The following is a 19241-nucleotide window of genomic DNA, read 5'->3' as shown; positions in this document are numbered from 1 at the left end:
TGGGTGGCATGGAATCTCTTCCGATCGTTCTCCCGGCGGCCCCCGCAGCCTCTCGCCGCGCTGGGCTGCCGTTTCTGGCGGCCGTCGTCCCGGTGGTCGGGGGTGTGGCGCTGTGGCTGATCACCGGTTCGCTGTTCGCGCTCTGCTTCGCGGCATTGGGCCCGTTGATGATGGCGGCTTCGTTCCTCGATGCGGCCCGAAACCGACGCCGCGAACGTCGGCAGGGTGAGGCTGATGCGGAGCGGAACTGGGCCGCGGTCGACGCAGACCTGATCCGCCGCCATCGGGCTGAGCGTGAAGCGCTGTGGCTCCGTCTGCCCGACGCTTCCGTCTGCCTCACGCAGCCGCCCCTCCGCGGGGCACAGCCGCCCGATGCGGAGACCTCCCTCGTCGTGGGCACCGGCAGCGTCGCGAGCGGGGTCCGTTGTAGCGGGGGAGACGACAGCCGTGGCCGCGAGTTCCGTCAACGTTCCGGCGTCCTCGAAGACGCGCCGATCGTGGTCCGACTGGGTGGGGGCGTCTGCATACGCGGGGCGCGACCGGTGATCTTCGCCGTCGCGCGGGCGTTGGTGGTGCAGCTCGGTCTGCGTTTCGGTGCTGCACAGCTGTCGTTGGTGGGCACCGCCCTCGACGATTGCGGCCTCGCCGCGCTGCCGCATGCGCGACGTTCGCGTCGAAGCAGCTTTCGCCTCGGCGTCGGGACGCCTGACTCCGGTCGCGTGGAGGCGGATGCACTGATCTGGCTCGTCCCCGCCGACACAGAGGTACCCGAGGGGATCACCACCGTGATCGACGTCATCGAGCCGGGACGAGCGAACCTCCGTACGCCGAACGGGACGTCGACGCTTGCGGTCGAGTGCCTGTCGCTCGCCCAAGTGGGTCAGGTCGCCGAAGAACACGCAGCGCGGAGCGACGGCGCCGACGTGCTCCCGGACGTGGTCTCCTTGCACGAGCTGGAACAGCCGCACGCCGGCGAAGGTCTGCCCGCGGCGATCGGACGGAGCGCGTACGGCGATGTCATGCTCGACATCGTCGAGGACGGTCCGCATGCCATCGTCACCGGCACGACGGGGACGGGCAAGAGCGAGTTGCTCGTCAGCTGGGTCACCGCGATCGCTGCGCACCACGGCCCCGACAGGGTGACCTTCCTCCTGGCTGACTTCAAGGGTGGCACGGCCTTCGAGCCGCTGAGGGCGCTGCGACAGGTCGCGGCGGTGATCACGGACCTCGATGAGGAAGGCGCACGGCGTGGCGTCTCGAGCCTCACTGCGGAGCTCCGTCGGCGTGAGGCGCTCTTGGCGGCCGCAGGGGCCCGGGATGTGCGTGAGGTCGGGATTCCGCGGTTGGTCATCGTCGTGGACGAGTTCGCGGCGCTGTTGGCCGAGCACCCCGATCTCGGGGCGGTGTTCATCGACGTGGCGGCCCGAGGACGCGCTTTGGGCATGCATCTCATCCTCGGTACGCAGCGCGCGACCGGTGTGGTGCGAGACGCACTCGCCGCCAATTGTCCGCTTCGTATCAGTCTGCGGGTGGGGGACGCGGCCGACAGCAGGGCGATGATCGGCACCGATGCTGCGGCCGAGCTTCCCGGCGGTGCTGCTTCCCGCGGGGTCGGGCTCGTGCGGCGACCCTCAGACTCGGAACCGATCGCCGTGCGGGTCGCGCTCACCGGAGCCACCGAGTTGCGCGGCATCGGATTGCGCTGGGCGGAGACCGCGCCACCACGCAGCCCGTGGCTTCCCGCGCTTCCCTCGCGGCTTCCGCTCGGCGATCTGCTCACGGCGCCTGACCGCGCGTCGGGTGACGTGGTGATCCTCGGCCGGGCAGACGAACCGACACAGCAGATGCAACCGCTGGAGACGTTGCACTGCGGGCAGGAGCGGGGACTGGTGTTCCTCGGGGCGTCGGGATCGGGACGCACAACGGCCCTGCGAGTTCTCGCGGCGCAGCGCTCCGGCACGGACACCGTCTGGGTGCCGCGGGACCTCGAGGGCGCATGGGATCTCGTCGACGCATGGAGCTCGGGCGAGGAGCGGGTCCCCCCTCTCGTGCTCTGCGACGACCTCGACGCGCTCGTCGCGGGCTTCCCGCCGGACTACGGCCAGCAGTTCGCCCAACGCTGGGAACACCTGCTGCGCTCCGGCGCGGGGACGACGTTCGCCGTGACCGCCGGCCGATCGACGGGAGCGGTGGGACGCGTGCTCGATGCACTTCCGCGCCGCGCGCTCCTGCGCATGGCGACTCGGGTCGAGCACCTCGCGGCCGGAGGTGAGGCATCCGCGTTCCTCCGCGACCGCAGCCCCGGGCGCGCGTGGATCGGTGACCGGGAGGTCCAGCTCGCCTGGGTCGATGACGACCACGACGGCGTCGGCGAGCCGATCGACCCGATCGAGCCGCCCGCGATGACGACGTGGTCGCCGTCGTGTGCCGTCACCGCGATCGTCAGCGCCGGCGCGAGGGCGACAGCGTCGCGGTTACGCGATGCGCACGCCGGCTTCGAAGTGGTTCTCGTCGGTGCAGAGCCGACCCTGCCGGACGGTCACCGCATCCTGGTCGCCGATGCCGAGACCTGGCAACGAAACTGGTCGTCGTGGCAGCGCATCCGCGCCGAAGGAGAGGTCGTGATCCGAGCGGAGCAGCCGGCGGACCTGCGGCAGCTCGCGGGGGTCCGCGAACTCCCGCCCTTTGCACGGTCGCATGCAGGACGGGCCTGGTCCGTTCGGGGAGCGGAGTCGCCGCGCCGAGTGATCCTCGCGGAGCTGACGCCGTGAGGACCAGCGGATCTTCGAGAGCCCGTGAGCCGACCGCTCGCGCCTCAGATGGCGGCGCTCGGGCGGATGGTCCCGACGATCGAGCCACCGCCGGACACGCCCAGGGGCAGAGCCTCCGCCAGCGTCGCGACGTCGGTGTCACCCAGGCCGCCTGAGCGGGCGAGCAGCGTGGCGGCCACGATCGTCGCTGCGCGGGTCGCTCCGTCCAGGACCTTCAGCGCCACGGTCGTGCCGTTCGGGGCGACCATCACCATGATGCCTTCGGCTCCGAACTTGGCGAACACTCCGAGCTTCTCGATCGCGATGGTGTCGGGCCGACCAGGGCCCTCGATCGCCCAGGGGTTCTCCCGCACTGCGCGGACCAGCGAACCCGCCACCCGATGGAGGGCGAACGGCGAACGGTCGGATGCCGTGCCGATGCGATGGATCGAGCGCGCCAGGCCCGTGAGCGTGATCGCGTGCACGGGGGCGCCGCAGCCATCGATCGCCGTGTGTGCCACTTTCTCGCCCGTCAGGCGCTCGACGACGTCGCGGATGTGCGCCTGGAGAGGATGAGCGGGGTCGAGGTAACCGTCCGTCGGCCAGCCGGTCGCCACGCAGGCGCGCAGCATCGCGGCGTGCTTTCCCGAACAGGGCATCCGTACCCGCGAGGGCTCGCCGTGCTCGCGGACGAGTTCGTCGCGGCTGGCGGAGTCGGTCGGCCACGACGCCGGGCAACCGAGGTGGTCTTCCGTCAGCCCGCCTTCGGTGAGCATGTCGCGCACCACGGAGGCGTGCCGATCGGTGCCGACGTGGCTCGCGGTGGAGATGGCGAGCTGCTCGCCCTCCAAGACGGCACCGGCGGTGATGCAGGCGACGGCCTGCAGGGGCTTGAGACTCGAACGAGGGAGGATCAGGGCGTCGACGTTGCCGTGGCGGGCGATGACATCACCGTCGGAGGACAGCACGACCGCGGCTCCGACGTGACGCGATTCGACGAAACCGCTCCGCTCGACGACGGCGAGTTCCACGGAATCCTGAATGGTGAGAGTCTCCAGCACCCGTCAACTCTATCGCCGGAGGCCTGGTCGCTCCGCCGACGTCGCACGGGGCTGGCAGACTGGCGACATGGCACAGTCGACTTCCCGCGCCCTCGGCGAACACCACTACGCACTCACCGCGACGTGGACCGGCAATCTCGGAACAGGCACATCCGGCTACCGCGACTACCGCCGTGACGTGACCATCGAAGTCAGCGGAAAGCCGGAGCTCCTCGCATCCGCCGACAAACCGTTCCGCGGGGACCCTGCACGGTGGAATCCGGAGGATCTGCTGCTGGCATCTCTCTCCGAGTGCCACCTGCTGTCATACCTGCATGCCTGCGTGACGCTGGGTGTGGTCGTCGTCTCCTACAGCGACGACGCCAGCGGGATGATGCGCGAGGACGGAAAAGGGGGAGGGGCCTTCGTGGAGGTGATGCTCCGCCCCGATGTCGTGGTCGCGGAGGCGTCGATGATCGAAGCCGCAGAGCGGGCGCACGAGTTGGCGAACCAATGGTGCTTCATCGCCAACTCGATGAACTTCCCCGTGCGCCACGAGGCGAAGATCAGCGCGCTCGCGTAGAGATGCGGTGGACCGTCAGCGACGTTCGTGGGGGAGCGCCTGCTTGATCTTCTCGATGGTGCTCTGCGCCGGTGCCTCGTTGTAGGCCCCCGCGAGCTCCTGGCCCGACAATCCGTGGATCGCGGCCATGATCTCATCGGTGGCGAGGCGGCGCGCACGTCCGCTCGTCGCGGGACCGTGCGGAGACAGATCGAGTGGCTCGCCGAAGCGGACCGTGATGCGCTCCGAGAGCGTCGGGACCTTGGCCCCCACGGGCATCACCTTGTCCGTGCCGATCAGCCCGACCGGGACGACGGGCGCGCCTGTCTGCAAGGCGAGGAAGGCGACACCGGTGCGGCCCTTGTAGAGTCGACCGTCCGTGGAGCGTGTGCCTTCCGGATACAGCGCCACCGCGAGGCCCTCATCGAGGAGCTGCCGCTGCAGATCCAGCGCGTCCAGTGCTGCTTGGCCGGCCCCGCGTCGCACAGGGATGGCTCCGATGGACTCGAAGAACGTCTTGCTCATCCAGCCTTGGAAGCCGGTGCCCTCGAAGTAGGCGGACTTCGCGAGGAAGTGCACCGGACGGGGCGCGGCGACGGGGATCGCGATCGAGTCGATGAACGAGAGGTGATTGCTCGCGAAGATGACGGGCCCGGTCAGCGGCACCCGATCGCGACCTTCGATACGGGGCCGGTACACGAGGCGGGCGAGCGGGGTGATGAGGCTGCGGCCGAGGGTGTACGCGAAGCCGGCATGGCGTGGTTTCGCGGTCTCAGCGGGCGAGGATCCCTCTGCGGGCGACGATTCGGGCTCGACGGACTGCTCAGAGGTCATCAGAGCAGGTTACTCCCGGATCCATGCTCGTGTGGGAATGAAGAGTTCCGCCGCGCCTCCCAGCCGGGGCAAAGGGGTATGGGGGAGGATGGGGTGTCCCGCCCGCGATCCCGAGGTCCCACTGTGCGCAAGCGTCCGCTCATCGTCCTGTCCACCGTCGCCGCGGCGACCCTGCTGCTGGCGGGCTGTTCCGGCAGTTCCGCGCCGTCGAGCTCCGGCACGCCCGACCCGTCGGCTTCGAGCACGTGTGCTCTGGACGCGCAGCCGGGTGAGACCTCTGATGCCGTCGTCGTCGAGGGAGAGGGCGCCGACACGAAGGTGACCGTCCCGTCTGACGCGGCTTTCGCGGGCGTCGAGCGGACGGTCGTCTCTGCGGGCGACGGGGACGACGTGCTCGTCAACGACCTGGTCTCGGTCCAGTACCAGATCGTGGATGCGACGACCAACGAGGTGCTCGATTCCTCCGCTCGCGGCGAGGGAGGGGTGCTGCCCGTGCTCCTCGACACCAACCAGTCCTCGCTCTTCGTCGCCGCTCTCGAGTGCGAGCCGGTCGGCTCACGCGTCGTGCTCTCGCTGCCCGGCAGTGCGCTGGGCGAGGGCGCGAACAACGTGGTCGTCTACGCACAGGCCGTCGAGCAGCTGCCCGAAATCGCCACCGGAACCCCCGTCGACCCGACCCCCGGCATGCCGACGGTCACGCTCGATGATGACGGCAAACCCTCGATCAAGATCCCCGAGGGTGATGCACCGACCGAGACCAAGGTTGCTGTCCTCGCGCAGGGCGACGGACCGACCGTCGGAGCCGGCGACCTCGTCGTCGTGCAGTATCTGGGCGTCAAGTGGTCGGACGGCGAGGAGTTCGACTCGAGCTGGAGCCGCGACGCTGCACCGGCACAGTTCCAGACCACCGGCGTCGTCGCGGGCTTCCAGAAGGCTCTCGAAGGGCAGAAGGTCGGCTCGCAGGTCATCGTCGTGATGCCGCCGTCCGACGGCTACGGCGCGAGTGAAGGTCACGAGCTCCAGAAGGAGAGCCTCGTCTTCGTCGTGGACATCCTCGCCACCACGCCCGTCCAGCAGTAGCAGGGGCGGTATCCAGGACGTGTCCTAGGCTGGCGTCATGCGTCGCATCATCGTCCTCGGCTCCACCGGCTCCATCGGCACCCAGGCGCTGGATGTCATCCGCGCCAACCCCCGGCGATTCGAACTCGTCGGTCTCGCCGCAGGATCCAACCGCGAGATGCTGGAGGCGCAGGCTGAGGAATTCCGCGTCGAGCACACGGCGCTCGGAGCCGTCGACGCCGAGCAGCTCGTGCGCGACGTCGAGGCCGACGTCGTTCTCAACGCCATCACGGGTTCGATCGGTCTCGGCTCGACGCTGGCCGCGCTGCACGCGGGGCGCACTCTCGCGCTGGCGAACAAGGAATCCTTGATCGTCGGCGGTGACCTCGTCCTGGCCGCTGCCGCGCCGGGGCAGATCGTCCCGGTCGACTCCGAGCACTCGGCGTTGGCGCAGGCGCTGCTCGCCGGCACCCACGCCGAGGTGCGGCGCCTCGTGGTGACCGCATCCGGCGGCCCGTTCCGAGGGCGCTCCCGCGCAGAACTCACCGAGGTGACCCCCGCCGAGGCTCTGGCGCACCCGACCTGGGACATGGGGCGCATGGTCACGACGAACTCGGCGACCTTGGTGAACAAGGGGCTCGAGGTGATCGAGGCACACCTGCTCTTCGACGTCGCTTACGACGACATCGAGGTCGTCGTGCATCCGCAGTCGATCGTGCACTCGATGGTCGAGTTCATCGATGGTTCGACCATCGCGCAGGCGTCACCGCCCGACATGCGCCTGCCCATCTCCCTGGGGCTGGATTGGCCGCACCGTGTCGGGGGCGTTGGACGGCCGTTGGATTGGACGCAAGCGACGTCCTGGACGTTCGAACCGCTCGACAGAGAGGCTTTTCCCTCCGTCGCCCTGGCGAAGGCGGTCGGTCGCGCCGGCGGGACCTTCCCCGCGGTCTACAACTCCGCCAACGAGCAGGCCGTCGACGCGTTCCACGAGGGACGGCTGTCGTTCCTCGGCATCGTCGACACGATCGCCCGCGTCATCGACGCCCATGACGCTCCCGACGCCTTGACCGTCGAGACGCTCGCGGCGGCCGAGACCTGGGCGCGCGAGACGGCCGATCGAATCATCGCGGCGGGCTGAGCCCGGGGTCGGAGCGACCGGCGCCGCCCCGACGAGGTCAGTCCTCGTCGGGGTAGGGAACGGGCCAGCGCGGCTCCGGAACCGGCCATCCCGCCGCACGCAACGCGCGACGGGCGAGTTCACGGGCGGAGTAGGGCGTGCGGACGCCGCGGATGTCCCGGTAGTCCTGGTGGCCGGGGCCGGCCCAGAGGATCGCGTCGCCGTCGCCGACCAGTCCGACAGCGGTGATGATCGCATTCTCGGGCGGTGAGGCCTCGTGGATCTCCGCGTCGGGCCGGGCCTGTCGCGCGCCGGCGATGAGCGTGGCGCGGATGGATGCCGGATCCTCGAACCGCGGATGGTGATCGGTCACCACGAGGATGTCGCTGCCTTCGACCGCCGTGCGCGCCATGTCGAACCGCTTGCTCGCATCGCGGTCTCCGTCGGCGCCGAACAGCATCAGCACTCGGCCCGGTGTCACCCGACGGACGGCGGCGAGCGTCTTCTCGAACGCGTCGGGGGAGTGCCCGAAGTCGACGAACACGGCGGGACCCCGCTCGCCGGACACGAGTTGCGTGCGGCCGGGGAGATACGCGCGGATGCCGTCGTCCTGAGCGAGCGCCGTGACGATGCGGTCCCACGTGTAGCCGCCCTCCAGGAGCATGACGATCGCGAGCGCGGCGTTGGCGGCCATGTGCGGACCGATGACGGGGACCGTCGTCGTGAGTGAACCGGAGGGGCCGGTCATGGTGAACGTGGTGCCGGCCGCTCGCTCGTCGTCGATCACGACGACCCAGTCCGCCGCGGAGGCCGCGGCGGGGTCGGCTGCGATCGACGGTGTTCCGACGGTCACCACGGGGATCTCTGCGCGTTCGACCACGATCGCCCCGGACGGCGAGTCGAGGCAGATGACACCGCGTTTCGCACGGTCGGGTCGGAACAGCGGCAGCTTGGCCTCGAAGTACTCCTCCATGTCGGCGTAGTCGTCGAGGTGATCATGGCTGAGGTTGGTGAAGCCGGCGACGTCGAAACGGAGACCGTCGACGCGGTGCCGGGACAGCGCCTGAGCGCTGACCTCGACGGCCACCGCTTCGACCGCTCGTTCTCGCATGAGGGCGAGGAGGGCATGCATCTCGGATGCCTCAGGCGTCGTCAGTCGGGAGACGATGACCTCCCCGGCGATGTGGCGCTCTGCCGTGGAGGAGAGCCCGGTCACGACCCCGAGCTGGTCGAGGATCCCCTCGAGAAGGTGCGAGACGCTGGTCTTCCCGTTGGTCCCCGTCGTCGCGAACAGCAGCGGCAACGGATCATCGGCGCCCGTGCCGTACACCCAGGCGCTCAGGTCGCCGAGGACGGCGCGGGGGTCGTCGACCACGATGATCGGAAGCCCTGCGGACTCCGCGATGGCTGCTCCCGGCTCGTCCGTGATGACGGCCACGGCGCCCTTCTCGGCAGCGGCGAGCGCGAAGTCCGCGCCGTGACGGTTGACCCCCTGAATCGCCACGAAGGCCTCACCCGGACGGAGGTCCGCCGTGGCCAAGGTGATGCCGGAGAGGGTGATCCCGTCGATGTCGCCGCGTACGGAACGGGCGAAACGGGAAGCGAGTTCGGACAGCTCACGCCGGGGCGGGTTCGCGGGGCGGAGCACGGGAGGCAGGCTCGGTTGTTGTTCAATCGACATGTCGCATCCATGATCTCATGACGGCGCGGCGAACCGTCCTGCGGCACGACTCCCCGCACGCCCGGAACACGGCGCGCGAGGAGTCGCGCGCGGCCTCAGGCCTTTCGGCGGTAGGCGAGGACCGCGACGACGAGAGCCGCGACACCGGCCGCGAGCCCGCCGGCGCCGAGGGCGATGCCCACGGGGTCACTCGCAGCGGCCTGGGTGCTCTCCTCCGTCGTCTCAGCAGCCTCGTGGTCATCGGCAGCCTCGTGGTCACCGTGACCCGAGGTTGCGGCCTCCGTGACGGACACGACAGGCGCCGGTGCGTCGAGACTGTGCGGGTCCTCCCCGTTCTCGGCGAGCTGCGTCCACTCGGTCGACCCCTCGACGCACTCCTGCACGACGGGGAACGCCAGAGTGTCGGGGGTGCTCTCGTCGAGCCCGACCGACATGCTCACCGCACCGCGGAGGTCGTTCGGCACCGGTGTGACAGCGGTGTAGGTCACCGCGCTGACGAGGCCGTCGTCCCCGCGCTCCACCTCGATGTTCCAGTCGCCGTCCATCGTCGGCGCGACGGAGGCGAGACCCTCGGGCATCGTGATGCGCAGGGCGGTGGTCGGCGAATTCTCGCAGCCGTGCGAGAAGGAGAAGGTCAGCACGCCGTGGTCTCCGGCGACGAGTTCATCGGGGCTGACGCCCACATGGGCGCTCGCCATGGCGGGAACCGCGAGGGCGAGGAGCGCACCGCTGAGCAAGCCGGTGGTGGCGAGGACGGTGCGGCGCGTGCGAGAGGGGGTGTTGCGGGACATGGTGTATCTCCTGGTGCTCGATGTCCGGGCGCGCCGGACGGCGCGAATCCGCGAAAGGGTGAGGCCGCTCGGGAACGAGCAGCGAACTCCGTGCGACGGATCGGTGCGGATCAGTCGCGGATGAGCGCGGGTGGACCCCGTCGCGTCACGGCGGCCGCGAAAGCGACTTCGAGGACAGGAAGATCGAGGGAACGCAGTCCGGACGGCCTGCGGTGGTCGGTCGGGGTGGTCGTGACGGAACGCCGGAGAAGGGCCTCGACCCAACGGGCCACCGCTCGCACGACCGCTTCGCCGTGCCAGATCAGGAGCATGGTGAGGACGGCGGCGACGACGTGGGCGACGAGCATGGGGGCACCGGCGGCCGATGCGGACGGCGTGGAGGCGAGCAGCGCGAGATCGAGGTGGTGCACGTGGCCGAGCCCGCCGGGGGACGATGACGCGACCGGGGAGCCCAGCACCTGGAACAGCACGTGGAAGGCCGCCTGTGCGAGAAGGACGGTGACCGCGACCCGGCCACGCGAGGGGCGGGCACCGATGAGCAGTGCGGACAGCGGCGTGACGAGTGTGGCGACCGCGAGGATCAGCAGCGGATGAGGGGCGGAACCTCCGCCGAGCGTGTGGGAGACACCGGCGAGCAGCGTCGCGATGGAGGAGACGGCGGCGGCGCGCACGAGTCGCAGCTGCCGGGCATTCACGCTCACAGCCTAGCCGGGACGAGCGTGCCGGGCGGATTCCTAGCTCGGGGCAGTAGCGTTGGCACGTGGAATTCCTGCTCTATCTGGGCGGCATCCTCTTCATGCTGATCGGTCTCGGCCTGTCGATCGGCCTGCATGAGGTCGGCCATCTCGTCCCCGCGAAGCTCTTCGGCGTGCGCGTCGGCCAGTACATGATCGGCTTCGGGCCGCGTCTGTGGTCGAAGCGGATCGGAGAGACCGAGTACGGGTTCAAGGTGCTGCCGCTCGGTGGCTTCATCTCGATGTCCGGGATGTACCCGCCGTCGAAGAGCACCGGACCCGCATCCGGCGTGTTCCGGTCGTTGATCCAGGACGCGCGCTCCGCCAACGACGAGACCATCGCGGAAGGCGCAGAGGACCGAGTCTTCTACCGTCTGCCCGTGTGGAAGCGTGTCATCGTGATGTTCGGCGGCCCGCTGATGAACCTGATCCTGGCGACCGTCATCTTCACGGTGCTGGTGTCCGGTATCGGCGTCCAGCAAGGGACGACGACGATCGCTTCGGTCACCGAGTGCGTCGTCCCCGCAGGATCCACCCAGACCGAGTGCACCGCGGACGACCCGAAGTCGCCCGCTGCGGAAGCCGGGATCAAGCCGGGGGACGTGCTCGTCTCCGTTGACGGCCAGCCGGTGTCGGACTTCGCGGAGGCGACGGCGATCGTGCAGGCGGCGCCCGGTGAGACGCTCGACCTGGTGGTCCTGCGGGACGGCACCGAGCAGAGCCTGAGCATCACCCCGGTGGCCGCCGAGCGCACGATCACGGATGCCTCGGGCCAGCCCATCCTGGACGACGCCGGTGATCCCGTCGTCAAGGAGGTCGGCTATGTCGGCATGGGATCGCAGATGGGATACGTGCAGCAGCCGCTGAGCGCGGGACCGCAGATGGCGGCGGAGAACGTCGCCAGGGTCGGCTCGTTGCTCGTCACGCTCCCCGTGCGGCTCTGGGACATCGGCGTCTCCCTGGTGACCGGGGGTGAGCGGGATCCGAACGGACCCTTGAGCGTGGTCGGTGTCGGGCGCCTGGCGGGCGAGGTCGCGGCGACGGATGCCCCCGTCCTCAATCGCTTCGCGATCCTGCTCGGACTGCTCGGTTCGCTCAACGTCGCCCTGTTCGTGTTCAACCTCATCCCGTTGCTCCCGCTCGACGGAGGGCACATCGTGGTCGCCCTGTGGGATGGGATCAAGCGGGCCTGGGCGAAGCTCTTCCGGCGGCCCCCTCCTGCACCTGTCGACGCGACCAAGCTGGTGCCGCTGACCGTGGTGGTCGCGGTCCTGCTGATCGCGATGGGCGCACTGCTCCTGATCGCCGATCTCTTCAATCCGGTGAATCTTCTCGGTTGACGTGTCGAATTCGTCCTTGCTCGTTCGCTGTGGGGGTGAAACGGTTCTCAAGACGAAAGGACGAACCTCATGAAGTACGTCATCATGTTCACCTCGACTCCGCAGCTTGACGCCGCCATCGCGCCGGAGGTCGCGCAGGACGTCTACGGGCGCGTGTTCCAGTGGTTCCAGGACAACGCCGAGGTGATCGACGACAGCGGTGCCGAGTTGCAGCCGGTGGAAACCGCGACCACCGTCCGGCACGGTGCGCGGGGAGCGGTCGTCGTCGACGGGCCGTTCACCGAAGCCCGGGAGGCGGTCGGCGGATTCACGATCATCGACGTGCCTGACCTCGACGCGGCGATCGCTCTCGCGAAGAGCTGGCCGATGCTGGAGATGGAGGGCACGTCGGTGGAGGTCCGGCCCATCGTCACCGACTACAGCCAGTTCGAGCAGTGACCGCATCGGATGCCGCGTCGCCGTCGGGCGCGGCATCCGATCGTGCCCTCGAACGCGTGGTCCGCGCGGAGTCTGCTCGCATCGTCGCGGCGCTCACCGCCTCGCTGGGCAACCTCGATCTCGCGGAGGAGTCGGTGGCCGAGGCGGTGGCCGAGGCGCTCGTCTCCTGGAGGGAGGTCGGTGCGCCTCCGAATCCGGGCGGCTGGCTGACCGTCGCGGCTCGGCGCAATGCGCTCGACCGGCTGCGGCGCGACCAGCGATATCGCAAGAAGCTCGAGCTCCTCGCCGGCGCACCCGCCCCCTCCGAGAGTGCGATCGATGAGCGCGTCTCGCTGCTGTTCGGCTGCTGCCACCCTGCCCTGACCGAGTCGGCACAGCTCGCCCTCACGCTCCGCGCCGTGTGCGGACTCACGACGGAGCAGATCGCTCGGGCGACGATGAGCACCCCGACCGCGGTCGGGCAGCGCATCGTCCGGGCGAAGCGCAAGATCGGCGCGGCCGGAATCCCGCTGCGTGTTCCGATCGGTGCGGAGCGCTCGCCCCGGCTCGACGTGGTTCTCACGGTGATCTCGGTCATGTACAACGAGGCACATCTCACCGCCGGTGGCGGTGCGGAGGCGAATCGCGACCTCGCCGAGGATGCGCTCTGGCTCGCCGATGTGGTCGCTCACGCACTTCCGAGTGAGCCTGAGGCGCTCGGGCTGGTGGCCCTGCTGAAGTTTCATCGCAGCCGGGAGCCTGCGCGATCGGTCGCCGGGCGCATCGTGCTCCTCGCTGACCAGGACCGCTCACGATGGGATGTCGGTCTACAGGCGGAAGCGCATCGGGCGCTCGCGGCAGCGGCGGCGCTTCGGCGACCGGGGAGGTGGCAGCTCCAGGCAGCGATCGCAGCGTGCCATTCCGACGCCCGCGTGTTCTCGGAGACCGACTGGGAGCAGATCATCGTCCTCTACGACATGCTGCTCGCCTACGACCCGTCGCCGGTCGTCCGTCTGAACCGTGCCGTCGCGCTCGGGGAGACCGGCCGACGAGAGGCTGCGCTGGCCGAGGTCGAGGCGCTGGAAGACGAGATGGTCCGCTTCCACCTCTGGCATGCGGTGCGCGCCGAATTGCTGCGCGGGCTCGGCCGAGAAGAGGAGGCGATCCGCGCGCTCCATACGGCGCACGGCCTGACGACCAACGAAGCGGAACGGCGGCTGCTCCGCTCGCGGGAACTCTGCTGAGCCGACTGGGCGTCCGCTCAGCTCAGGGCGTGGGAGACGAGGCGTTCGAGGGTGTGGATGCCGTCGCGCGACAGGATCGATTCGAGATGTCCCTGCACCGAGGCGAAGTGCGCGCCGCGCAGGGCGTAGACGTCGCCCGACGCGTCGTCTGCGGACACCTCGGCCGATGCGACGGTCGTCGTCCCCGGTGCCACTCGCGCCGTGAACGTGTTGTAGAAGCCGATCGATGCGTCCTCTCCGAACACCGGGACCGCCTTCTGCAGGCCTTGGTGCGGCGCAGCGAGCGGCGTCAGCGCGATACCCAGCCGGTCGGCGAGGATCTGATGGCTGAGGCAGACCGCGAGCAGCGGAGCTTCGGCCTCGAGGCGGCGTCCCACGATCTCGCGCATCCGCGAGATGCGAGCGCTCGTGGCGTCCCGCGGGTCGCCGGGGCCGGGGCCGGCGACGACGAGGTCCGCGGCGTCGATGTCAGCGTCCGTCACCTCGTCCCAGGGCGCGATCGTGACGGCGAGACCGAGGTGTCGCAATTGGTGGGCGAGCATCGTCGTGAAGCGATCCTCGGCATCCACGACGACAGCCGTGTGCCCCGCGAACGGTCCGGTGAAGTCCTCGCCCTGCGGGTTGAGCCAGAATTCGGCCAGACGTGCGTTGCGCGAAGACAGCAGTGCGGCGATCGCCGGGTCGTCGGCGAGGGCGCGTTCCCCACCCGGCGCATCGGCATCGCTCCGGGCCTCCGCCACACGATCGCGATCGATCGCACCGATCGCGCCGAGCACGCCGGCCGCCTTGCCGTGCGTCTCCGACACCTCGCCCAGAGGATCGGAGTGGCGGACCAGCGTCGCACCGACGGGAACGCGCAGCGTGCCGTCCTGGAGGTACACGGTGCGGATGAGGATGGGGGCATCCAGGTCATGTCCGCCATCCGCGTTCGGAGTGAACAGTGCGGCCACGCCGGAGTAGTAGCCTCGCGGCTGGCGCTCATGACGGCGGATCACAGCGCAGGCGTTCTGCATGGGTGATCCGGTGACGGTCGGTGCGAACATCGTCTCCCGCAAAATGTCGCGCGGGTCGAGGGCACTGCGTCCGCGAAGCATGTACTCGGTGTGCGTGAGCCGCGACATCTCCTTGAGGTGCGGGCCGGTGATGCGCCCGCCGTCGGAGCAGACCGCGCTCATCATCTTGAGCTCCTCGTCCACGACCATGAACAGCTCCTCGGTCTCCTTGGTGGAGGCGAGGAAATCGATCAGTGTGTCCTTGGTCGCGCCCCCTGCGGGGTGGCGGAAGGTTCCGGAGATCGGGTTCATCGTGACGACGCCCTCACGCGCGACGACGTGTGCTTCCGGGCTCGCGCCGACGGCGATGTGCCCCGGCGTGAAGACCGCGAACGTCCAGTACGCGCCGCGCTCGTGCGTGAGCAGGGCGCGGAACCAGGTGAGCGCCGCGGTGCGGTCGTCGACATCGATGTTCGCGGTGAAGTCGCGGCGGATCACGAAGTTCGCGCCTTCGCCGCGCCCGATCTCGTCTGCGATGACCTTCTCCACGATGGCCGCATACTCGTCGTCCGCGATGTCGAAGCCGTCGTCGCGGAGAGGCACGGGGGTGTTCGGGAGCTGCTCGAGGAGAGCGGGAGTCGGAAGGTGGAGGTGCTCGTCGACGATCACGCACCGCAGCGGTGCGCCGTCGTCCTGTGCGACGAAACCACGCTCGCGCACCTGGCGGTAGGGGACCAGGGCGAAGATCTCGCGCGGGGTGCCGTCGAGCATGAGCGGGATGTCGGCGAGCAGGTCGACATCGGCCACGTCGCCGCTGAGCAGCTCGACGGTGTCGGCACCGTCGCGGGCGATCAGCACGAAGGATGCCGTCGGGTCGGCGCTGAGCTCGGCGAGTCGTGAGAGGGTCATCGATGTCTCCTGTGCAGTGCTCCGGCTCGGCGCAACGAAAAGACCGCCCCGGAGGCGGTCTGGATTCGTGGGAACGCGAACACACCGCCTAGAAGGCGGGCCACCAGGTGAAGTTCGCGAGCATGGGCCTGAAACTACCACATCGCCCGTGCCGATCTGAGCGGCAGGGCCTCACCAGAGACTGCCGCCGGGCCGGGTCACCTCGGCATCGAGGGCGTGATCGACGACGAGGCGCACGGCGCGTGCGAGATCCTTGTCGGCGAGGTGCGCTGCGCCGGCCGGTGCGGTGCTGGTGGACCAGGGCAGATGCACGAATCCGGCTCGCGCGTCCGCCCGAACAGCGCCGAGGGCTGTGTAGAGCACGTGATTGCAGACGTAGGTTCCCGCCGACAGCGAGAGGTGCGCAGGCAGCCCCTCCTCGGTCAGCACCTGGAACAGACGCTTGGTCGGGAGGCTGGCGAAGCGAGCGGCGGGGCCGCCGATCTCGCTCGGAGCATCGAACGGCTGCGCGCCGTCGTTGTCGGGGATCCGTGCGTCGATCAGGTTCACGCCGATGCGCTCGACGGCGATCCGCTGGCTGCCTCCGGCGAGCCCGGTGGCGATCACGGCATCGGGGGAGTGCATCGCGATCAGGTCGCGAAGGCGGAGCGCCGAGGCATCGAAGGCGACGGGCAGCGTCGCGATGACGAGATCGTGCGGGCCGTCGTAGTCTGCCGCCACCGCGCGGACGGCGTCCGCCGAGGGGTTGCGTGCGGCGCCGTCGAAGGGCTCGAAGCCGGTGAGGAGGATGACCGCCATGCGACCAGTGTAGGTGCGTCCGTCCAGCCCTCTCGCATCCGGGCGGCGTAGGCTGGTGGGGTGCCAGCAGTGAACCTCGGAATGCCGAAGATCCCCGAAGTCCTCGCCCCGCGCCGGAAGTCTCGGCAGATCAAAGTGGGCAAGGTGCTCGTGGGCGGCGACGCTCCCGTCAGTGTGCAGTCGATGACGACCACGAAGACCACCGACATCAACGGGACCCTTCAGCAGATCGCCGAGCTCACGGCGTCCGGTTGCGAGATCGTGCGCGTCGCCGTGCCGCATCAGGACGATGCCGATGCGCTCAAGATCATCGCGATGAAGAGCCAGATCCCCGTGATCGCCGACATCCACTTCCAGCCGCGCTACATCTACACGGCCATCGATGCGGGGTGCGGGGCCGTCCGCGTCAATCCCGGCAACATCCGGGAGTTCGACGGCAACGTCGGCAAGATCGCCGAGGCAGCCAAGGCCGCCGGCGTCTCGCTGCGCATCGGCGTCAATGCCGGATCGTTGGACCGTCGCATCCTCACCAAGTACGGCAAGGCGACGGCCGAGGCTCTGGTCGAGAGCGCCGTCTGGGAGGCGTCGCTGTTCGAGGAGCACGACTTCCACGACTTCAAGATCTCCGTCAAGCACAACGATCCCATCGTCATGGTCAAGGCCTACCGTCAGCTCGCCGAGCGCGGCGACTGGCCCTTGCACCTCGGGGTGACCGAGGCGGGGCCGGCGTTCCAGGGCACGATCAAGAGCGCCACGGCATTCGGCATCCTGCTCGGCGAGGGGATCGGCGACACCATCCGCGTCTCCCTCTCGGCGCCGCCGGCGGAAGAGGTGAAGGTCGGGCACCAGATCCTGCAGTCGCTCAACCTCCGTGAACGCAAGCTCGAGATCGTCTCGTGCCCGTCGTGCGGACGCGCTCAGGTCGACGTCTACACACTCGCCGAGAACGTCACCGAGGGGCTCAAGGACATGACGGTGCCGTTGCGCGTCGCCGTCATGGGCTGTGTCGTCAACGGTCCGGGCGAGGCCCGTGAGGCCGACCTCGGCGTGGCATCGGGCAACGGCAAGGGGCAGATCTTCGTCAAGGGCGAGGTCATCAAGACCGTGCCGGAGGCGGAGATCGTCGCGACCCTGATCGAAGAGGCCACCCGGATCGCCGCCGAGATGGGCCCGGAAGCGCCCCTCGGCACCGCGCAGGTCGTCACCGCCTGAGTCCTGAGGAGCACGGACATGTCCGAAGCCGCTCTTCCCGCCCCCGTTCAGGCGATGGTCGATGCGATCGGGATCTTCGTGATCGAGGGCGACAAGCTGGCCAGCTTCACCATCCCGCCGTCGCACTGACCCCGCCGCCACAGGCCGCCGACCGCACTCCGGCATCACCGTCGAATCCGAGGAGATCCATGTCGACACCCACCATCGTGACCTTCGCCGAAGGCGCTGTAGACGGTGACGGCGTCGTCACCCGCATCGAGCAGGGCTCGCACGGAACGGTGGTCGTGGTCGACGCGACTCCTTTCCACCCCGTCGACCACACCTGGCCGGATCAGCCGGGCGACAGCGGAACGATCACGTCGGGCGGGCGGGTTCTCCCGGTCGCGGAGGCCGTGATGGCCGCTGCCTCCGCGGAGGGCGCCTTCGCCGTGGGCGGCGACATCCCCGTCAAGCGTGGCGCGGAGGGGTGGACGTGGCTGGTCGGGCACCGTATCGACGCCGAGGTGCCCGACGGGCTGGCAGAGGGCACCCGCGTCCGCCTTTCCGTCGACGAGACGCGCAGAGCCGGACTCAGTCGTGGTCACACGGCCTGCCACCTGGCCTCCCTCGCGCTCGACCTCGCCGTCTCCGACCTGTGGCGGAAGGACCCGGGAACGGATGCGCTCGGGAATCCCGACTTCGAAGGCCGCGCGAACCAGTCCAGCCGTATCCACGAGAACGGCGCCGTCGACGAGTACCGTCTCGGCAAGAGCTTGCGCAGAGCTGGATTCGACACCGAGACCTTCGCCGCGACACTCGCCGATCGTGAGGAGCAGATCAACAGCCGGCTCGCCGCGTGGGTGGCGTCGGGCGCAGCCAGCTTCATCCGGACGGAGGGGCCCACGATCGTCGACCGCCGGCGGTGGCACTGCGACCTGCCGGAGGGCCACGCGGCGATCCTCTGCGGCGGCACCCATGTCGACAGTCTCACGGAGTTCTCCGCGATTGTGGTCGAGTTCGATCTGAGCGACCCGCAGCTCCTGGTGATGACCACGACCGCGACCCCGGCGGTCTGACCTCAGCGGACGAATCCCGCCTGCACGCGGCCACCCGCTCGCCGCAGTTCGATCTCGACCCGTGCGGCGAAGCGCGCGATGTCTCCGGCGAGCAGCGGGTCGCCCAGGAGGTCGGCCCGCTCGGGGCTCAGGGAACGCAGTCGACGGGGAAGCCATTTTCCCGTCGCGACCCAGTGGCCCTCGGACAGGAGCATCAATTCTGCGATGCGCTCGAACAGCAGGTTCGCCACGACCCGTTGTTCCAGGGGATCCTCCGCGTCGTGGAGGTCATCGAGGAGGTCGGTGATCACGTAACGACGGAAGGCGGACTCTTCAGCGGTGAGTGTCGACCCCGCGGCCAGGAGTCTGCTCCAGTGCGCACGGAACTCATCCAGCGACCCGTCATCCCGGATCGGCATTCCTTCCACGAGCATGTGGACGATGACGGGGCGGTGGTTGTCGAGCCCGCGATCTGCCCACTCGGCGAAGCCGTCCGGAGTGTAGGCGAACACCTCGAAGATCTCTCCTTCGAACTCGTGGGTGGCCGCCTCGCTCGACTGCGTCGGGTCGTCGAAGAGCGGATCGCCGATGAGCAGGAGGTCGGTGTCGCTGGTTGCCGTGCGCTCCTCACGGGCTGTGCTCCCGGCGACGATCGCGATCCGCGCGCGGGGGTAGGTTCCGGCGATGAACCGCTCGGCGCGCTCGGCATGATCCATGCCGTCAG

The 19241-nt window shown here is 69.3% G+C and carries 17 protein-coding genes; 9 read left to right on the top strand and 8 right to left on the bottom strand.

What is annotated here, in order from left to right:
• The first annotated feature begins 8 nt into the window (after positions 1–8).
• Positions 9–2771, top strand: coding sequence for an FtsK/SpoIIIE domain-containing protein (locus KV397_RS09750; RefSeq protein WP_261811178.1), 2763 nt, complete (start codon positions 9–11; stop codon positions 2769–2771).
• Between the two features lie 44 nt (positions 2772–2815).
• Here KV397_RS09750 and KV397_RS09745 read toward each other — a convergent pair whose 3' ends face one another.
• Complete coding sequence (locus tag KV397_RS09745) at positions 2816–3811, bottom strand: asparaginase (protein ID WP_261811177.1); 996 nt, start codon at positions 3809–3811, stop codon at positions 2816–2818.
• 67 nt (positions 3812–3878) lie between these two features.
• Between KV397_RS09745 and KV397_RS09740 the strand changes: the two genes are divergently transcribed.
• A complete protein-coding gene (locus KV397_RS09740) occupies positions 3879–4373 on the top strand; it encodes an OsmC family protein (RefSeq protein WP_131492136.1) in 495 nt (164 codons plus the stop codon).
• 15 nt (positions 4374–4388) lie between these two features.
• On the opposite strand, the gene KV397_RS09735 is transcribed toward KV397_RS09740, so the two are convergent.
• Entirely contained in the window at positions 4389–5186 is a 798-nt protein-coding gene (locus KV397_RS09735) for a lysophospholipid acyltransferase family protein (protein ID WP_047524516.1), read from the bottom strand.
• Positions 5187–5279: 93 nt separating this feature from the next.
• Here KV397_RS09735 and KV397_RS09730 point away from each other — a divergent pair, with 93 nt between their 5' ends.
• Both KV397_RS09730 and dxr read left to right on the top strand, forming a co-directional pair.
• A complete protein-coding gene (locus KV397_RS09730; protein WP_261811176.1) occupies positions 5280–6266 on the top strand; it encodes an FKBP-type peptidyl-prolyl cis-trans isomerase in 987 nt (328 codons plus the stop codon).
• Positions 6267–6303: 37 nt separating this feature from the next.
• A complete protein-coding gene (dxr, locus tag KV397_RS09725) occupies positions 6304–7386 on the top strand; it encodes a 1-deoxy-D-xylulose-5-phosphate reductoisomerase (RefSeq protein ID WP_261811175.1) in 1083 nt (360 codons plus the stop codon).
• 37 nt (positions 7387–7423) lie between these two features.
• On the opposite strand, the gene KV397_RS09720 is transcribed toward dxr, so the two are convergent.
• The 3 genes from KV397_RS09720 to KV397_RS09710 all read right to left on the bottom strand — a co-directional run bounded on the left by KV397_RS09720 (position 7424) and on the right by KV397_RS09710 (position 10532).
• Positions 7424–9046, bottom strand: coding sequence for a Mur ligase family protein (locus tag KV397_RS09720; RefSeq protein ID WP_261811174.1), 1623 nt, complete (start codon positions 9044–9046; stop codon positions 7424–7426).
• A 95-nt stretch (positions 9047–9141) separates the two neighbouring features.
• Positions 9142–9837: a YcnI family copper-binding membrane protein gene (locus KV397_RS09715; RefSeq protein WP_248569544.1), complete on the bottom strand. Its 696-nt coding sequence runs from the start codon at positions 9835–9837 to the stop codon at positions 9142–9144.
• Between the two features lie 110 nt (positions 9838–9947).
• Positions 9948–10532: a hypothetical protein gene (locus tag KV397_RS09710; RefSeq protein WP_131492132.1), complete on the bottom strand. Its 585-nt coding sequence runs from the start codon at positions 10530–10532 to the stop codon at positions 9948–9950.
• A gap of 65 nt (positions 10533–10597) precedes the next feature.
• Here KV397_RS09710 and KV397_RS09705 point away from each other — a divergent pair, with 65 nt between their 5' ends.
• The 3 genes from KV397_RS09705 (at position 10598) to KV397_RS09695 (ending at position 13572) form a co-directional block, all read left to right on the top strand.
• Positions 10598–11911 carry a M50 family metallopeptidase gene (locus tag KV397_RS09705; protein WP_131492131.1) on the top strand — a complete coding sequence of 438 codons (1314 nt, stop codon included), beginning with the start codon at positions 10598–10600 and terminating at the stop codon, positions 11909–11911.
• Positions 11912–11980: 69 nt separating this feature from the next.
• Positions 11981–12349, top strand: coding sequence for a YciI family protein (locus KV397_RS09700; protein ID WP_131492130.1), 369 nt, complete (start codon positions 11981–11983; stop codon positions 12347–12349).
• Complete coding sequence (locus KV397_RS09695) at positions 12346–13572, top strand: RNA polymerase sigma factor (protein ID WP_131492129.1); 1227 nt, start codon at positions 12346–12348, stop codon at positions 13570–13572. Before KV397_RS09700 ends, KV397_RS09695 begins: the two co-directional genes overlap by 4 nt.
• Before the next feature lie 17 nt (positions 13573–13589).
• On the opposite strand, the gene KV397_RS09690 is transcribed toward KV397_RS09695, so the two are convergent.
• Positions 13590–15473, bottom strand: a complete 1884-nt coding sequence (locus tag KV397_RS09690) for a chorismate-binding protein (RefSeq protein ID WP_261811173.1) — start codon at positions 15471–15473, stop codon at positions 13590–13592.
• Positions 15474–15644: 171 nt separating this feature from the next.
• The gene (locus tag KV397_RS09685) at positions 15645–16271 is read right to left on the bottom strand and encodes a pyroglutamyl-peptidase I family protein (RefSeq protein WP_131492127.1); all 627 of its coding nucleotides are present in this window, start codon (positions 16269–16271) and stop codon (positions 15645–15647) included.
• Positions 16272–16352: 81 nt separating this feature from the next.
• Here KV397_RS09685 and ispG point away from each other — a divergent pair, with 81 nt between their 5' ends.
• Positions 16353–17483 carry a flavodoxin-dependent (E)-4-hydroxy-3-methylbut-2-enyl-diphosphate synthase gene (gene ispG, locus KV397_RS09680; RefSeq protein ID WP_047522577.1) on the top strand — a complete coding sequence of 377 codons (1131 nt, stop codon included), beginning with the start codon at positions 16353–16355 and terminating at the stop codon, positions 17481–17483.
• Positions 17484–17671: 188 nt separating this feature from the next.
• Positions 17672–18538, top strand: a complete 867-nt coding sequence (locus tag KV397_RS09675) for an alanyl-tRNA editing protein (protein ID WP_261811172.1) — start codon at positions 17672–17674, stop codon at positions 18536–18538.
• 2 nt (positions 18539–18540) lie between these two features.
• On the opposite strand, the gene KV397_RS09670 is transcribed toward KV397_RS09675, so the two are convergent.
• Positions 18541–19233: a hypothetical protein gene (locus tag KV397_RS09670; RefSeq protein WP_261811171.1), complete on the bottom strand. Its 693-nt coding sequence runs from the start codon at positions 19231–19233 to the stop codon at positions 18541–18543.
• Positions 19234–19241: the final 8 nt, after the last annotated feature.

The organism is Microbacterium aurugineum, from assembly GCF_023101205.1.
Lineage (GTDB): Bacteria > Actinomycetota > Actinomycetes > Actinomycetales > Microbacteriaceae > Microbacterium > Microbacterium aurugineum.
Note: the sequence above shows the minus strand (reverse complement) of the source record. Positions and strands in the feature narration are given on the sequence as shown.

Bases quoted from the DNA above. Each gene is read 5' to 3' on its own strand.
- KV397_RS09690 (WP_261811173.1), bottom strand. From the start codon at position 15,473: ATGACCCTCTCACGACTCGCCGAGCTCAGCGCCGACCCGACGGCATCC.
- KV397_RS09715 (WP_248569544.1), bottom strand. From the start codon at position 9,837: ATGTCCCGCAACACCCCCTCTCGCACGCGCCGCACCGTCCTCGCCACC.
- KV397_RS09700 (WP_131492130.1), top strand. From the start codon at position 11,981: ATGAAGTACGTCATCATGTTCACCTCGACTCCGCAGCTTGACGCCGCC.
- KV397_RS09735 (WP_047524516.1), bottom strand. From the start codon at position 5,186: ATGACCTCTGAGCAGTCCGTCGAGCCCGAATCGTCGCCCGCAGAGGGA.
- dxr (WP_261811175.1), top strand. From the start codon at position 6,304: ATGCGTCGCATCATCGTCCTCGGCTCCACCGGCTCCATCGGCACCCAG.
- KV397_RS09720 (WP_261811174.1), bottom strand. From the start codon at position 9,046: ATGTCGATTGAACAACAACCGAGCCTGCCTCCCGTGCTCCGCCCCGCG.
- KV397_RS09670 (WP_261811171.1), bottom strand. From the start codon at position 19,233: ATGGATCATGCCGAGCGCGCCGAGCGGTTCATCGCCGGAACCTACCCC.
- KV397_RS09740 (WP_131492136.1), top strand. From the start codon at position 3,879: ATGGCACAGTCGACTTCCCGCGCCCTCGGCGAACACCACTACGCACTC.
- KV397_RS09750 (WP_261811178.1), top strand. From the start codon at position 9: ATGGAATCTCTTCCGATCGTTCTCCCGGCGGCCCCCGCAGCCTCTCGC.
- ispG (WP_047522577.1), top strand. From the start codon at position 16,353: ATGCCGAAGATCCCCGAAGTCCTCGCCCCGCGCCGGAAGTCTCGGCAG.
- KV397_RS09675 (WP_261811172.1), top strand. From the start codon at position 17,672: ATGTCGACACCCACCATCGTGACCTTCGCCGAAGGCGCTGTAGACGGT.
- KV397_RS09685 (WP_131492127.1), bottom strand. From the start codon at position 16,271: ATGGCGGTCATCCTCCTCACCGGCTTCGAGCCCTTCGACGGCGCCGCA.